10 protein-coding genes are annotated in these 16,873 nt (G+C 53.1%); 6 read left to right on the top strand and 4 right to left on the bottom strand.

What is annotated here, in order from left to right; genetic code table 11:
- Positions 1-147: 147 nt before the first annotated feature.
- Entirely contained in the window at positions 148-1,656 is a 1,509-nt protein-coding gene (gene mltF / locus ACIPUG_RS06590; protein WP_039498557.1) for a membrane-bound lytic murein transglycosylase MltF, read from the bottom strand.
- A gap of 216 nt (positions 1,657-1,872) precedes the next feature.
- On the opposite strand from mltF, the gene purL reads away from it, so the two are divergent.
- From purL to glnB, 5 genes are all read left to right on the top strand, one after another.
- Positions 1,873-5,760 (top strand): phosphoribosylformylglycinamidine synthase, encoded by a 3,888-nt coding sequence (purL, locus tag ACIPUG_RS06585; RefSeq protein WP_400337942.1) that lies wholly within the window; start codon positions 1,873-1,875, stop codon positions 5,758-5,760.
- Positions 5,761-6,466: 706 nt separating this feature from the next.
- Positions 6,467-7,918: a HAMP domain-containing sensor histidine kinase gene (locus tag ACIPUG_RS06580; protein ID WP_203449351.1), complete on the top strand. Its 1,452-nt coding sequence runs from the start codon at positions 6,467-6,469 to the stop codon at positions 7,916-7,918.
- An 18-nt stretch (positions 7,919-7,936) separates the two neighbouring features.
- On the top strand, positions 7,937-8,791 hold the full coding sequence (gene qseG, locus ACIPUG_RS06575) for a two-component system QseEF-associated lipoprotein QseG (protein WP_400337940.1): 855 nt from the start codon (positions 7,937-7,939) through the stop codon (positions 8,789-8,791).
- Positions 8,788-10,125: a two-component system response regulator GlrR gene (gene glrR, locus ACIPUG_RS06570; RefSeq protein ID WP_010280116.1), complete on the top strand. Its 1,338-nt coding sequence runs from the start codon at positions 8,788-8,790 to the stop codon at positions 10,123-10,125. The genes qseG and glrR overlap by 4 nt, the downstream gene beginning before the upstream one ends.
- Before the next feature lie 107 nt (positions 10,126-10,232).
- Positions 10,233-10,571, top strand: coding sequence for a nitrogen regulatory protein P-II (gene glnB, locus ACIPUG_RS06565; RefSeq protein WP_005970202.1), 339 nt, complete (start codon positions 10,233-10,235; stop codon positions 10,569-10,571).
- 62 nt (positions 10,572-10,633) lie between these two features.
- Here the strand turns inward: glnB and pemA are convergent, their stop codons facing one another.
- From pemA to hmpA, 3 genes are all read right to left on the bottom strand, one after another.
- Positions 10,634-11,740: a pectinesterase PemA gene (gene pemA / locus ACIPUG_RS06560; protein WP_014916232.1), complete on the bottom strand. Its 1,107-nt coding sequence runs from the start codon at positions 11,738-11,740 to the stop codon at positions 10,634-10,636.
- A gap of 87 nt (positions 11,741-11,827) precedes the next feature.
- Complete coding sequence (gene paeY, locus ACIPUG_RS06555) at positions 11,828-13,486, bottom strand: pectin acetylesterase PaeY (protein WP_400337938.1); 1,659 nt, start codon at positions 13,484-13,486, stop codon at positions 11,828-11,830.
- A 369-nt stretch (positions 13,487-13,855) separates the two neighbouring features.
- On the bottom strand, positions 13,856-15,046 hold the full coding sequence (hmpA, locus tag ACIPUG_RS06550; RefSeq protein ID WP_400337936.1) for an NO-inducible flavohemoprotein: 1,191 nt from the start codon (positions 15,044-15,046) through the stop codon (positions 13,856-13,858).
- Between the two features lie 359 nt (positions 15,047-15,405).
- Between hmpA and glyA the strand changes: the two genes are divergently transcribed.
- Positions 15,406-16,659, top strand: a complete 1,254-nt coding sequence (gene glyA / locus ACIPUG_RS06545; protein ID WP_014916229.1) for a serine hydroxymethyltransferase — start codon at positions 15,406-15,408, stop codon at positions 16,657-16,659.
- Positions 16,660-16,873 lie beyond the last annotated feature (214 nt).

Below are 16,873 nucleotides of genomic sequence, written 5' to 3'. Positions count from 1 at the left end.
CCGATCTTTTAGAATCGAGATACACGGAGCTACCACGGGGCGAGGTGTCCCTGCGGGAACCTCATCCCCGTGTTTCTCCTAAAATGAGGCTGCCGTGACCAGCCCGAGTGCAGGAGTCGCAGCGTTTTTTTCTTTCTCTATGTAGTCTTATTCCGGCACCTTGCTGAGAGGCACGGCCGGATAGCCTTGCGCGATCTGGGTTTGCTGTTGCGCTTTAGCTTCTTTCTCGATCAGATAACCTTCCAGACTCACCATATAACGCCGAATGTTTTCCACGTAGTTATAGGCTTCGTGTCCGCGCGCGTAGCCGTAGGTGGTTTGCGTGTAATAGCGCTTCTGGCTCAGCATTGGCAGGCGCATCTTCACATCGACCCAGCTGTCGGGATTACCTTTCTGTTTTTCGGTCAATTTACGTGCATCAAGCAGATGGGCGTATCCCATGTTGTAAGACGCCAGCGCAAACCAGATTTTTTCATCTTCCGGGATGGTGTCCGGCATTTTCTGCATCATGTGCGACATATATTGCGCACCGCCGCGAATACTTTGCTCAGGGTCGACTCGATCGGTGACGTTCAGGCTTTCTGCCGTGTTGCGCGTGAGCATCATCAGCCCGCGCACGCCGGTAGGGGAGGTCGCCAGCGGGTTCCAGTGTGACTCCTGATAGGAGATGGCGGCCAGCAGCTTCCAGTCGATATCGGTGGCGTATTTTTCAAACAGCGGTCGCAGATCCGGCAGCGTTTCATCAATCGCGCTCAGGAACGTGGTGGTATCGACATAGTCAAATTCGCCAACGTGACCGAGATACTTCTCCTCCAGACGCGCGAGCGTACCGTCTTCGACAATCTGGCTGAAGAAATCCAGCAGCGCGGCGGACAGGCTGTCATCGTGTGAACGGCGCATATACCAGGTAACCGGCTCTTCGTCGCTGAGATCGAAGGCGACGGCAAGCTGCGGATGAATTCGCTGCATCAGGCCGATGGTGACCGAATCACCCAGCGTATAGTCCAGTTTGCCGTCGGCAACCTGCTTCAATAATTCCTGCGTGCTCTGATCGGAGGCCGATTCCCAGCTTAGCTGCGGGTATTTCTCCGCTTTTAGATCGCGCAGGGTAGCGGCGTGTGCGGAACCGGATGTGACGACGAGGCGGCCTTGCAGTTTATCCAGCGTTTTTGGACGGGGTGAACCGAGGCGGTACACCATCTGTTGTGAAATGGAATAGTAGGTTGGGCCGGCGCGGAAGCGTTCCAGACGCTCATGGTTGTAGATCAGCCCGGCAGCCAGCAGATCGGCATCGTCACCGTCTAAATCGTCGAACAGCTCGTCAAGATTCTTGCGTGACGAGACCACCAGCTTGACGCCGAGGTAATCGGCGAACCGTTTTGCCAGTTCATAGTCCAGACCTGTCGGGGATCCGTTGCTCATTGCATAGGTCAGCGGTGAGTTGACCGTGCTGATACGCAACTCACCGCGTGAGAGGATCTGCCTGAGCTGTACATCCTGACTACTGCGCCAGGGAATACTAGGCCATAGCGCTAACGCCAGCAGTAACGTGATAATCCCGATGAAAAAATAATTTAATTTTAAAGGCTTCAAATAGTTATCTCTCGGCGGCCGTGTGGCCAGGCTGTCTGTAACGGCAGTTTTTTTATACGTCATTTCCCAGAGTGGGGGCATTTTGCTTAACAAACCGCCAGTGTGCAACTTTTATTGATTTGGTCACCGATTAATCATTCGTCGGACGCGAAGTGAAATTATCGCCACGCAAACGGTTTCGTCCGAGGGAAGGATTCTCTATAATATGCGCGTTTCCCCCCTGTTGTGCCCCATGGCTGTATCGCAGCCAGTGCATCGAAGACGAGAGAACTTTAGATTATGGAAATACTGCGTGGTTCACCTGCTTTATCGGCTTTTCGTATTAATAAATTGCTGGTCCGCTGCAAAGAGCACGTTTTGCCGGTCAGTGATATCTATGCTGAATACGTACATTTCGCCGATGTCAGCGCCCCGTTGAACAACGATGAACAGGCCAAACTGACACGTTTGCTGAAGTATGGTCCTTCTCTCGCGGAGCACGAGCCGCAAGGCCATCTGTTACTGGTCACGCCGCGTCCCGGCACCATTTCGCCGTGGTCTTCCAAAGCAACGGACATCGCCCATAACTGTGGGTTAAGCAAAGTGCTGCGTCTGGAGCGTGGTCTGGCTTTCTATATTCATGCGCCTACGCTGAGCGATGAACAGTGGCAGCAACTGGGGGCACTGCTGCATGACCGAATGATGGAAAGCGTATTTAGCGACCTGAAACAGGCCGAAGCGCTGTTCTCTCATCATCAACCTGCACCTTTCAAGCGTATCGAAATTCTGCTGGAAGGACGTCAGGCACTGGAAGAGGCGAACGTCCGTCTGGGACTGGCATTGGCGGAAGATGAAATTGATTATCTGCTGGAAGCCTTCACCAAATTGGGCCGCAATCCTAACGATATCGAACTGTATATGTTCGCCCAGGCGAACTCTGAGCACTGTCGCCACAAGATTTTCAACGCTGATTGGGTGATCGACGGCGTTACTCAGCCGAAGTCACTGTTCAAAATGATCAAAAACACCTTTGAACACACCCCCGATCATGTTCTCTCTGCCTATAAAGACAACGCCGCCGTCATGGAAGGTTCCGCCGTCGGCCGTTTCTACACCGATCCTAACGGGCAATATACTTACCATCAGGAAGACGCCCATATCCTGATGAAGGTTGAAACGCATAACCACCCAACCGCCATTTCACCGTGGCCGGGCGCAGCAACGGGATCCGGTGGTGAAATCCGTGACGAAGGCGCGACAGGCCGTGGCTCCAAGCCAAAAGCGGGTCTGGTGGGCTTCTCCGTATCGAACCTGCGCATTCCTGGCTTTGTCCAGCCGTGGGAAGAAGAAGAGTTCGGCAAGCCAGAGCGTATTGTCAGCGCGCTGGATATCATGACCGAAGGCCCATTGGGCGGTGCGGCATTCAATAACGAATTCGGTCGTCCTGCACTGACGGGCTATTTCCGTACGTATGAAGAGCGTGTTGATAGCCACAATGGCACAGAGCTGCGCGGCTACCATAAACCGATCATGCTGGCGGGCGGCATTGGTAACATCCGTGCCGATCACGTCAAAAAAGGCGAAATTAGCGTCGGTGCCAAACTGATTGTGCTGGGCGGACCGTCCATGAATATCGGTCTGGGCGGCGGTGCAGCCTCCTCTATGGCATCGGGTCAGTCTGATGCGGATCTGGATTTTGCTTCTGTACAGCGCGATAACCCAGAAATGGAGCGCCGCTGTCAGGAAGTGATCGACCGCTGCTGGCAATTGGGTGAAGCCAACCCAATCCTGTTCATCCACGATGTCGGCGCAGGCGGTCTGTCTAACGCCATGCCGGAACTGGTGAGCGACGGTGGTCGCGGTGGTCGCTTTGAACTGCGCGATATTCTGAACGACGAGCCGGGCATGAGCCCGCTGGAAGTCTGGTGTAACGAATCGCAGGAGCGCTACGTTCTGGCCGTTGCGCCAGAACAGCTGGCACAGTTTGATGAGATTTGCCGCCGTGAACGCGCACCTTATGCGGTGATTGGTGAGGCGACGGAAGAATTGCATCTGACGATGAACGATCGTCACTTCAACAACCAGCCGATTGATCTACCACTGGATGTGTTGCTGGGCAAAACGCCGAAGATGCTGCGTGACGTTGAGCGCAAGCAGGTAGAAGGCACGCCGCTACAGCGTGATGAAATCTATCTGGCAGAAGCGGTCGAGCGCGTGCTGCACTTACCTGTTGTCGCGGAAAAAACCTTCCTGATCACCATCGGTGACCGCTCTGTTACCGGTATGGTAGCCCGCGATCAGATGGTCGGTCCGTGGCAGGTGCCAGTGGCTGACTGTGCGGTGACCACCGCCAGCCTTGATAGCTATTACGGCGAGGCCATGTCTATCGGTGAACGTGCGCCAGTCGCGCTGCGTAACTTCGCCGCCTCCGCGCGTTTGGCGGTGGGTGAGGCGCTGATGAACATTGCGGCCACGCATATCGGCCCGCTGACTCGCGTGAAGCTGTCTGCGAACTGGATGGCAGCAGCCGGCCACCCGGGCGAAGATGCCGGACTGTACGATGCGGTGAAAGCCGTGGGTGAGGAGCTGTGCCCAGCGCTGGGTCTGACGATTCCGGTGGGTAAAGACTCCATGTCGATGAAAACCCGCTGGCAGGAAGAGGGCGAAGATCGCGCGGTCACCTCGCCGATGTCGTTGGTGATCTCTGCGTTTGCCCGCGTGGAAGACGTGCGTAACACGGTGACGCCACAGCTGCGCATTGGACAGGATAATGCGCTGCTGCTCATCGATTTGGGTGCAGGCAATAAAGCGCTGGGTGCGACGGCGTTGGCACAGGTTTATCGCCAACTGGGTCGTAAGACGGCAGATGTGCATAGCCCTGAGCAACTGGCTGGCTTCTTTAATGCCATACAGCAACTGGTCGCGGATAAAGCGCTTCTGGCCTACCACGACCGTTCAGACGGCGGCCTGCTGGTTACGCTGGCAGAGATGGCGTTTGCTGGCCATTGCGGCGTGACTGTCGATATCGCGTCTCAGGGCGAGGATACGCTGGCGACGCTGTTTAACGAAGAGCTTGGCGCAGTAATCCAGATCCCTGCGGCACGTCGTGCGGAAGTGGAAGCGGTTCTGGCACTGCATGGTCTGGCAGATTGTGTGCATTATCTCGGTCATGCTGAAGAAGGCACGCGTTTCACCATCAATCAGGGTGCAGAAGCGATCTATCAGGAAAGCCGTTCAACGCTGCGTCGCTGGTGGGCTGAAACCAGCTGGCAGATGCAGCGCTTGCGTGATAACCCGCAGTGTGCCGATCAGGAACACATCGCCAGACAGGATGATAACGATCCCGGCCTGAACGTGTCGCTGACCTTCGATCCGCAGCAAGATATTGCTGCACCTTATATCGCTAAGAATGTCCGGCCTAAAGTGGCTGTCCTGCGTGAGCAGGGTGTGAACTCTCATGTAGAAATGGCGGCGGCGTTCCACCGTGCGGGCTTTGATGCCATCGACATCCATATGAGCGACCTGCTGGCGAATCGCCGTAACTTGCAGGATTTCCAGGCGCTGGTTGCGTGTGGCGGCTTCTCTTATGGTGACGTGTTGGGTGCGGGTGAAGGCTGGGCTAAATCCATTCTGTTCAACTCTCGCGTACGCGATGAATTCGCTGAATTCTTCCTGCGTCCACATACGCTGGCGCTAGGCGTATGTAATGGTTGCCAGATGATGTCCAACCTGCGTGAGCTGATTCCGGGCGCCGATCTCTGGCCGCGTTTTGTCCGCAATAAATCCGATCGCTTTGAAGCGCGCTTCAGCCTGGTCGAAGTGGAGAAAAGCCCGTCGCTGTTCATGAATGACATGGCCGGATCGCGCATGCCGATTGCCGTTTCACACGGAGAAGGTCAGGTTGAAGTTCGCGACGATGCCCATCTGGCGGCGATTGAAGAACACGGTCTGGTGGCGCTGCGTTATATCAACCACTACGGTCAGGTCACTGAGAACTATCCGGCTAACCCGAATGGCTCGCCAAACGGTATTACGGCAGTCACCAGCACCAGCGGTCGGGCAACGGTCATGATGCCGCACCCTGAGCGCGTGTTCCGTACCGTCAGTAACTCCTGGCACCCGGAAGAGTGGGGCGAGGATGGCCCGTGGATGCGTATGTTCCGTAATGCGCGTAGACAGCTGGGCTAAGTGTAGATCAGTCAGAGAAAGGGGCTTCGGCCCCTTTTTTACGTCTGTTTTCTCAGCTTGTCGTTTTTTTGCGACGGACAGGTTTTTTACTGTCTCTAATTGGTGACATTTAACTGATTGATTTATATGAGCGGTGTGATGGCATCATAAAGCTGTCTGTTTTTAGCGACATAAGTCGTCTCTTTTGCGCGTATTTTCGTTATTTGTATTCCGGGGTATGTATTTTTCGGTGATGCTTTAAATTAAATTGATTAATAATCAGTGCTTTAACATTATTAGTTCAAACTTGGCATGCTAAGTGCATTTTAAGTGGAGTTGCTCATTCAACTGGTTATGATTGCGTTGCTAACTGGCAAACATTTTCGCTCATAACATCTGGAATGATGCCAAAAGAAAGGGTGCCTATCGTCCACCAGACCGATAATCGGGCGTGAAAACGAACGTTATCAAGCATCGGGCGACACGTTGAGTGAGGCACCGCCTATTCAGTTATGCGGCCAGAGGGAGCGATTCTTCTGGCCGCGTGACGTTTTAACCCCGCCACTTCTCCCCAGAGAATCCCCCCTGATTGTTTTTACGGCGTTACTTTTGCCGTCCTTACCGTGGTATTCATGCCACATTGCGAAGCGTTGCGCATGTCGTAAGGGAAAACGTTGAACTTTTATAAGACTCAGTTAGCATCAGAGCGGATTCGATAGGTAACGAGATGATTTCTTTGAAACGATGGCGTTTATTCCCGCGTTCCCTGCGGCAATTAGTAATTATGGCGTTCTTGCTGGTTTTGCTGCCGCTGTTGGTGCTGGCCTATCAGGCTTATCAAAGCCTGCATATGCTGAGCGAACAGGCTGCGGATATTAACCGGACAACGCTGACGGATGCTCGACGCAGCGAGGCAATGACCAGCGTTGCGCTGGCGATGGAGCGTAGCTACCGGCAATACTGCGTATTGGACGATCAGACGCTGGCGACGCTCTATCAGAACCAGCGTAAACAGTATTTGCAAATGCTGGATTCTCACGCACAGGTCCTGCCCGATCCCCGCTATTACCAGACGCTACGTCAACTCCTTACTCAGCTCGGTGAAATACGCTGCCATAACAGCGGCCCGGAACAAACGGCATCCAGCCTGCTGGAAGGGTTCTCCCGCGCGAACGGACAGATGGTGCAGGTGACGCGTGACGTCGTTTTTTCCCGTGGGCAGCAGCTTCAGCAGGCTATTTCCGAACGTGGTCAGTTCTTTGGCTGGCAGGCACTGCTCTTGTTTCTGGTCAGTGTGCTGCTGGTGGTTCTCTTTACTCGGATGATTATCGGCCCAGTTAATGGCGTCGAGCGAATGATTAACCGCCTTGGGGAAGGGCGCTCGCTGGGCAACACCAGTACCTTTAAAGGGCCGCGTGAAATTCGGACGCTGGCGCAGCGCATTATCTGGTTGAGCGAGCGTCTGTCCTGGCTCGAATCACAGCGACATGAGTTTTTACGCCATATCTCCCACGAACTGAAAACACCGCTGGCTAGCCTGCGGGAAGGCACTGAATTGCTGGCCGATGAGGTGGTTGGTCCGCTGACTGCCGATCAGAAAGAGGTGGTTGCTATTCTTGATAGCAGCAGTCGCCACCTGCTACAGCTGATCGATCAACTGCTGGACTACAATCGCAAGCTGGCGGATACGCCGACCGAGCTGGAGCGGGTGGAAATCGAAGAAATCGTCGATATTGTCGTGGCCTCTCATAGTTTGCCTGCCCGCGCCAAAATGATTCATACCGATGTGACGCTAGCCGTTGATCACTGTTGGGCGGAGACGACGCTATTGATGCGAGTGATCGATAATCTCTATTCCAATGCGGTGCACTACGGTAAGGAATCCGGTAACATTTGGATTTATAGCCGTCAGATTGGCAATCGCGTTCAGATTGATGTCGCCAACAATGGTACGCCTATTCCCGATGCAGAACGGAGCATGATTTTTGAGCCCTTTTATCAGGGCAGCCATCAGCGCCGTGGTGCAGTAAAAGGAAGCGGGCTCGGGTTGAGCATCGCGCGTGATTGCATTCGTCGTATGCGTGGTGAGCTTAGCCTGATTACCGTGGACTATGCTGATGTGTGTTTCCGCATCGAGCTGCCCTTATTGTCTGATAACGAATCGTCCGATAACGAATAATCCGAGAATGAATAGAGAATGAATGTAGGATTTATGAAGGGATGGCTGGCGAGTAGAAGATTTTCCCGTCTGTTGAAGGCGACGCTTATGTCATCGCCACTCATTTTAGCTGCGTGTAACAGTAACGTGCACAATGGCATTGCACTGCTGGAGACCGAAGCTACACCGCCGAAAGAGCAGGTTGCCGATTTCCGTATCGCGCAATGCGAGCATCTCTGGCAGATAGACGATCGGGAATCCATGAACAACGCGCTTTACTGGTTGCGGGCGATGGACTGTGCCGGGCGTTTAACACAGTTCCAGGCCCGTGAGGAAGCCGGGCAAGTTGCGGGTGATAGCTGGGATAGCGTGTTTAAGCAGGGCATCCTGCTGGATAATGCCGGTATTACTCAAGCTGAACGCCGTCAGGTGCTGGAGCAGATCAATTTATATCGTCTGGCTTTCCCGGCAGCGCTGCGCCCGCTGATGCAAACCTGGCGTGACAGACAAACGTTGTTCTTGGCGCTGTCAGATGAGCGTCTGCGCTATAAGCGCTTGCAGGAATCCAGCGACAAGCAGCTAGACGCCCTGCGTGTACAGCAAAGTCACCTGCAATATCAGTTAGAAACCACTACGCAGAAACTAGAAAATCTGACGGATATTGAGCGCCAACTGTCGTCGCGTAAACAGCTGTCGGGGGAAATGCCGGATAACGACGGCGATCGTCGCGGGAGTTCCTCCGGTGCGAATAGCGGTAGTGCAAATAAAGACGGTTCGCGCAATTCGGCAACGAAATCCAGAAATGAGCCAGTTGATGCGGATGACACCTATACGCCGCCGATGGAATCACATACGGACAACGCGACGACGAAAAAGGAGTCAACAAGACAATGACAGCCAGAAAAACGGCGAGTTTGTTGCTCGTAGATGATGACCCCAGCCTGCTGAAACTGTTGGGCATGCGGTTGACCAGCGAAGGATTTAGCGTGATGACGGCGGAGAGCGGCCAAGAGGCGCTGCGGCTGTTAACGCGCGAGACGTTCGATCTGGTGATCAGCGATCTTCGTATGGATGAAATGGATGGTATGGCGCTGTTTGCCGAAATCCAGCGCTATCAGCCGGGGATGCCGGTGATCATCTTAACCGCTCACGGTTCCATTCCCGATGCGGTTGCGGCTACACAGCAGGGGGTGTTCAGCTTCCTGACGAAGCCCGTTGACCGTGATGCGCTCTACAAAGCGATAGACGAAGCGTTGGCATTGTCCGCCCCGGCGGGTGATGAAAGCTGGCGTGAAACCATCGTGACGCGCAGCCCGATTATGCTGCGTCTGCTGGAGCAGGCCAGAATGGTCGCGCAGTCGGACGTCAGCGTGCTGATTAACGGTCAGAGCGGCACTGGGAAAGAGGTGCTGGCTCAGGCGATTCATGCGGCGAGCCCGCGTGCAAAGAAAGCCTTCATTGCAATTAACTGCGGTGCGCTGCCGGAGCCATTGCTGGAATCGGAGCTGTTCGGCCATGCGAAAGGGGCCTTTACCGGTGCGGTCAGCAGCCGTGAGGGGCTTTTTCAGGCCGCGGAAGGCGGCACGCTGTTTTTAGATGAAATCGGCGATATGCCGCTGTCCTTGCAGGTTAAGCTGCTGCGTGTTCTGCAGGAGCGAAAAGTCCGCCCGCTGGGTAGCAACCGCGATTTGGACATTGACGTGCGGATTATTTCCGCCACGCACCGTGATTTGCCGAAGGCGATGGAGAAGAACGAATTTCGCGAAGATCTCTATTATCGGCTCAACGTGGTGAATATGAAGCTGCCAGCGCTGCATGAACGTGCTGAAGATATCCCGATGCTGGCAAACCATTTGCTGCGTGAATCTGCTAACCGCCACAAGCCTTTTGTGCGCACCTTCTCAACCGATGCGATGAAGCGCTTGATGACGGCAAGCTGGCCGGGTAACGTGCGTCAACTGGTAAATGTCATCGAACAATGTGTCGCGCTGACCAGCGCACCGGTGATCAGCGATGCGCTGGTTGAACAAGCGCTGGAAGGTGAAAATACCGCCCTGCCAACGTTTGTTGAAGCGCGTCATCAGTTTGAGCTTAACTATTTGCGAAAACTATTACAGATCGCAAAAGGTAACGTGACGCAGGCCGCGCGAATGGCCGGGCGTAACCGAACGGAATTTTATAAACTGTTGGGCCGCCACGAGCTGGATGCCAACGATTTTAAAGACTAGCGCTGAGAGAGCCGTGCGGGTGTAGATTGTCCGCCTGAGTTCTGACATGCTGTCCACTTGCTGATGCTCGGCTTTGGCCGCAACATAGATAACACAAAGGTTCCTCCATGAAGAAAATTGATGCGATTATTAAGCCGTTCAAACTGGACGATGTGCGTGAAGCGTTAGCTGAAGTGGGCATCACAGGGATGACGGTAACAGAAGTTAAAGGCTTTGGTCGTCAGAAAGGCCACACTGAGCTGTATCGTGGTGCAGAATACATGGTCGATTTTCTGCCAAAAGTAAAAATCGAAATTGTCGTGTCAGATGACATTGTCGATACCTGTGTGGAAACCATCACGCAGACCGCGCAAACGGGTAAAATTGGCGACGGTAAAATCTTCGTCTTTGATGTGGCCCGCGTTGTCCGTATCCGTACCGGTGAAGAGGACGAAGAAGCGATTTAATCGTTTCGCTTCCCCCTACAATACCGCTGAGAAGCCAGCCTATCAGGCTGGCTTCGTCACATTTACTTCCCTTTAGGCGCAGTAGGAACCCAACCTGCCAGCACCTTGTTTACGGTGTATTCTGCTGCTTCCGCATCGCTTAACTGACGGCGCTGAGCGTTTTTCTCTGCTCCTTTACCGCTGGATTTATACTCGAAAAAGCGTGAGTCCTGCGGATGGAACCAGATTGTATTACCTTGTTTATCTTTACCGGACATTTTGTCCCAGCCATAGATGTGGTCGTCCATACTGGTGTTCAGGAAGACAGTCTGCCCGATGGCGTTAGGATCGGCATAGCGGCCATCGTCAAACGTGGTCGTTGGATGCCAGGGGCGACCCAGACCATAGCTTTTCGCGGGAACGCCTTTCTCTTTAATCACACGGCTATTGATAATGACCAAACCATATTTTTGTTTAATATTGGTGCTGGGGGCGGTGAGGTAGCCCATCTGCTGATTTTTCACGTCGGTACGGTTACGCGCGACAATGTCGCAATTGTCAAACAGCGCGGTACCATTACCAAAGATGAAATCAACGGTGCCGCTGATTCGGCATTTGGAGAAGTAACTGCGTCCCCCTTTGACATAGAGCGTGTCCTGATAGCCCGTCAGGCTAACATCGTGGAACCAGACACGATCGCCTTTGTCATCAACCAGTAACGCAACGGCCTGCGTATCTTTGATTTTGGTCGGATCGTCATTGGCTTTGGCCTGATTAGCAGGGAAATCAAAACCATTGCCGATGGTCAGCGAGCGGGCGCTGAAATCCGGCGCATTGATTCTCACGGTATAACTGCCGGAGGTTCCCCATTTGCTGCCATCGGGTTTGAGCATCCCAGCGGCGGTGGTCGCGGTGATCACGGTGCCGTCACGGCTTTCACCCTGTAGGTGAATGTTAGGGCGCGTAATGACCAAGCGCTCGTGATACACGCCATTTTTCAGATAGATAACAAATGGCGAGCTGTCGGCTGGTGCGCTGGCGATGGCTTCAGCGATGGTTTTGTAGGCGTTGGCACCCGTTGCATTGGCAGAAACCAGCGCATTGTAGTCGGCAGCCTGCGCTAGCGACCAGGGCGAGGAAATTAACATGGCTAGGGTCAGAGTTTTGCGAAGATGTGCAGTGTTTATCATATCCATAGTCCTTTAATGAGTTATATACGACGCGGCGGTATTATTACGCCGCGTGTGGCTCTGTCTTATTATTTTCCTGACGGATGACTACTGGTGTTGTTTGATGGTTTTCTCTGCTAATGCTGCCAGAGCTGGCTCTTGCCGAATGGCGTCAGCGACAATCCCTGCCACGGCGATAGCGCCTTTTTTCTGAAAATGGGTGGTATCCGGTTTGCTCAGGCTACCCGCCTGATCGCGATAGTAAGGGTATTGCTTAGGATCGATTACCAGCCAGTATTGTTTCCAATGGTCGCTGTTACCCTGGTTTGCCAACGCAATAGTGGCAGGCTCAACGTCCAGCAAAATGACCTTGTTATCCGCAGCCGTATTCTTGATGGTCTGGCTGTAATCGCCGACGAAAGCATAGCCATTTTCCGCGTTTTGCTTGGTGAAATGACTGTGTACTGCTGGCGTGCCGTTTTTCCCGTCAGCCGTTTTTACTCGGGTAGTCGGGGTCAACAGAACCGGTGTGAGTTTGTGCTGACGGGCGAAAGTGATGTAGCGCTCCAGCGATGTCTGGAATGACATATCGGCTTTCCCCTGCGGGGCCTGCTTTTTCCCTGCCGCATCGTTCGGGTAAGTACAGAGGTTAGCGACATCCGCCGGGCCACGTACCGCTTTTGCACTGTTGCAGTTTTGATCGTTGTGCCCCATTTGAATAAACAGGAAATCACCCTCTTTCATCAGCGGCTGCATCTGGCGGAACCAGCCTTCGTAGAAATAGTCGCGTGAGCTACGGCCTGCACGTGCGCCATTGACGACTTTCACACTGCTATTTTTACTGAACTGCTGTTCAAAAACCTGACCCCATCCCATACGCGGGAAGCGCATTTTTTCATAGGTTGCCGCGGTTGAGTCGCCGACGATGAAAATGCGGGTTTGTGCTTTCTGGATCGCGTCCAGACTCTGGCGGGCAGAACGGTAATCCAGCGGTTCATAATCGCCTTTATTATTCAGACCGACGATGGGATGGAACGCACTGTCGGTCAGCACCGTATGACCAGAATAGCCGGTGTCGTTGTGATAATTGCGGGTATGGTTAATGACGTTGACGATTTTGGTGACCGCATCCTGCTGGGCCGCGGGGTAAGTCAGAGGATCGAAACTCTTGGGCGCGCTGACGCCTACCTGTTTTAACGCGTCATTAAAGCCTGCATGAAAATCGGCGTAGGCTTTTTTCCATGCTGCGGCGTCCAGTTTCGGTGATGCCGTGTCGTCCGTTAGCTGCTGTGGACCAATGTAGCCTGCTGCCACCGCAATATCTGAGGTAATGCGGTCAGTCAGCGGGTTGATATTGGCAATATTCTCTTTACCGTCATGCAATGATGGGGCGACAGCAGACAGGCAGATTGCACGGGAAATATTATTCAGCAAGCAGTTATTGCCGCCGGATTCGATGGCTAAAAGGCGTAACGGCGGTGTGAGGCCAGAGACATCGAGGTGATATTTTCCTTGCTCATCGGTCTGTGTCTGCCGCTTCTGACCTTGCTGGTCTCTTATAATGATGGTGGCAGGCAGATGAATATCCCGTACGGTAACATTACCGGATAAGCCGGTTTTTTCACCTAGTGTTGAACCCGACAGTAAGTTAACGCTGTCCGGTGCGGCGGCCTGGTGTGCCGCGGTGGGCGTTTTAGCGTGTACCAGTGTGAAAGGGGCGGAAAGTATCAGAGCTAAAGCTACACTTTCTGAAAAACGTTTTGCCATGGTCAGACATATCCCTTGTTGGTTAGTCGAAAACGGTTAATGAACCCAGGCGTTATCAAAAGAAGGTCGCTGTTTTTTTATCGCTCTTGTCACGGCCTTTAGCGAGAACGTCGGGCTTTTATTGTGCACCCAAGCCGATTCAAGGGCGATGCCTAAACGAGGCCCTCTTGATGAAATAACTATTCATTAAAAATGAAATATTATTTTAATAAGGTATTGTTTTTTGTGACCCACCTCTTTTTTAGTGGAGCGCTCGTGTATCAGCGCATAAAAGTGTGATCGATAAAGTATTTTGGGAAGGGGGGCGGTCTGAAAGATGAAAAAAGGCCGCAGAAGCGGCCTTTGGGTTTGATCCGTCACCAATGAGGGTTAGGCGACTTTATGTGGACCAAAACATTCGTAATGCAGTTGCTCAGCGGGGATGCCCATAGCCAGCAACTGCTGCGCGATAAACTGCATGAAAACCACAGGGCCGCACAGGTAATAGTGCATATCTGGCGTGGTTAATTCATCTTTTAACGAGGCCAACTGCATCAGCCCGCGATGATGATAATCTTCGCCCGGGCGATCGACCTGCTGCGGTTCCCGATACCAGATGTGATGCTGGAACTGCGGCAGAGACTGTCCTGTTTGTTTGATTTCATCCGCAAACGCATGCGCTGTGCCATTTTCTGCTGCATGTAGCCATAGCACCTTCGCCTGATGATCCTGCTGCTTGAGCGTATGCAACATGCCCAGCATCGGGGTTTGCCCCACGCCGCCAGAAATCAGGGCAACCGGTGTAGAAGCGGGGATATCCAGGAAGAAATCGCCGTGCGGTGCCGCCAGATGAATGATGTCGCCTTCACGCGCGGTATCATGCAGATAGCCGGAAACAGTGCCTTGAGCTTCACGTTTCACCGCAATCCGGTAGGATTTTCCATTTGGTGCGTGAGTCAGAGAATATTGGCGAATCTCCTGATTGGCAAAACTGTCATGCTTGATGTAAACCGCCAGATACTGGCCCGGTTGAAAATCCGCAATAGGCTGGCCGTCGGTGGGTTCCAACGTGAAGCTGGTAATCACCGAGCTTTGTGGCTGCTTGTTCACAATACGGAAAGGCCGCACGCCGCTCCAGCCGCCGTTTTGCGCTTCGGTACTGCGGTAGATATCGCTTTCACGCTGAATGAAGACATTCGCCAGCACGCCATAGGCTTTACCCCAGGCATCCAGGACTTCTTGCCCTGGGCTAAACAGTTCATCCAGCGTTGCCAATAAATGATTACCGACGATCTGATACTGATCGGCCTGAATGTTAAAGCTGGCATGCTTCTGGGCGATACGTTCAACCGCAGGCAGCAGCGCGGCCAGGTTTTCAATATTCGTTGCATAAGCACAGATGGCATTGAACAACGCTTCACGCTGATCGCCATTGCGCTGGTTGCTCATGTTAAAAATATCTTTGAGCTCAGGGTTATGCGTAAACATGCGATCGTAAAAATGCGCGGTCAGTTTCGGGCCCGTTTCCGCCAGCAGAGGAATGGTTGATTTAACGATGGCGATAGTTTGGTTATCCAGCATGGTGACTCCTTTTTATTGGCATGACTTATAAGTTGTATTTTATATGCATCTTATTGGGTTTGTCCGTCGCTGTAAATTACCTTTTTGGTGGTAGGGGTTTTTAGGCAGAGCCAAAGGGAATAACATGAAGAAATAGCAGGTTGAGAATGAAGAAAAATCCGTTTACCACTGCGCAGCAGATATTTGCTGAAGCCTTGCGCTGCCTGTAGCTAATCGTTTGCGTAAAAACCTCTGTCAAGACCTATCTTCATTAGGGAAAAACGGTTTACACTATACGCCATTCCCCAAAAGGGTAGCCCAATTCCCAAATGGGCCATTAATTCCCAGTATATTTATGTTAGCTGAGTCAGGAGATCCGGATGTTAAAGCGTGAAATGAACATTGCCGATTATGATGCCGACCTGTGGCAAGCAATGGAGCAAGAAGTGGTGCGTCAGGAAGAGCACATTGAACTGATTGCGTCAGAAAACTACACCAGCCCACGCGTTATGCAGGCTCAAGGGTCTCAGCTGACGAACAAGTATGCTGAAGGTTATCCGGGCAAACGTTACTACGGCGGCTGTGAGTATGTGGACATCGTTGAGCAACTGGCTATCGATCGTGCGAAAGCGCTGTTCGGTGCAGATTATGCCAACGTTCAGCCGCACTCCGGTTCTCAGGCTAACTTTGCCGTTTACACCGCGCTGCTGCAGCCGGGCGACACCATTCTGGGTATGAACCTGGCGCACGGTGGTCACTTGACGCACGGTTCTCCGGTTAACCTGTCAGGTAAACTGTATAACGTTATTCCTTACGGCATCGACGAAAGCGGCAAGATCGACTACGACGAAATGGCTGAACTGGCGCGTACGCACAAGCCAAAAATGATCGTCGGCGGTTTTTCTGCTTACTCTGGCGTGGTTGACTGGGCGAAGATGCGCGAAATCGCTGACAGCATCGGTGCTTACCTGTTTGTTGATATGGCGCACGTTGCTGGCCTGATTGCCGCGGATGTTTACCCTAACCCGGTTCCTCATGCTCACATCGTGACCACGACTACGCACAAAACGCTGGCTGGCCCACGCGGTGGCCTGATTCTGGCGAAAGGCGGCGACGAAGAGCTGTACAAAAAACTGAACTCTGCGGTATTCCCTGGTGGTCAGGGTGGCCCGTTGATGCACGTTATCGCGGGTAAAGCGGTTGCGCTGAAAGAAGCGATGGAGCCTGAATTCAAGGTTTATCAGCAGCAAGTCGCGAAAAACGCTAAAGCAATGGTTGAAGTCTTCCTGTCACGTGGTTTCAACGTGGTGTCTGGTGGAACCAGCAACCACCTGTTCCTGCTGGATCTGGTGAGCAAAAACCTGACTGGTAAAGAAGCTGATGCTGCGTTGGGTCGTGCCAACATCACCGTGAACAAAAACAGCGTGCCTAACGATCCGAAGAGCCCGTTTGTAACTTCTGGTATCCGTATCGGTACCCCAGCGGCAACCCGTCGCGGCTTTAAAGAAGCGGAAGTGCGTGAACTGGCTGGCTGGATCTGTGATGTGTTGGACAACATCAACGATGAAGCGACCATTGAACGCGTGAAACAGAAAGTTCTGGAGATCTGCGCCCGCTTCCCGGTTTACGCATAATTCGGCATTTTCTCTGACATCACTGTCGGAACACTTCCTAAACGCCAGCCTGAGTGCTGGCGTTTTTTATGGCGGCCATCCCTGGCCACCACCCTGCGGGCCGTCGCAAGCGACGTTGAAAAACGTTCCCTACGTTTTTTTATGGCGTGCCATCCCTGGCCACCACCCTACGGGCCGCCACTGACGCAACGTTAAAAATTTCTCCCGGAAATTT

The organism is Pectobacterium sp. CHL-2024 (genome assembly GCF_044751765.1).
Lineage (GTDB): Bacteria > Pseudomonadota > Gammaproteobacteria > Enterobacterales > Enterobacteriaceae > Pectobacterium > Pectobacterium brasiliense.
The sequence above is the reverse complement of the archived record's forward strand: the minus strand, read 5'-3'. Positions and strand labels throughout refer to the sequence as shown.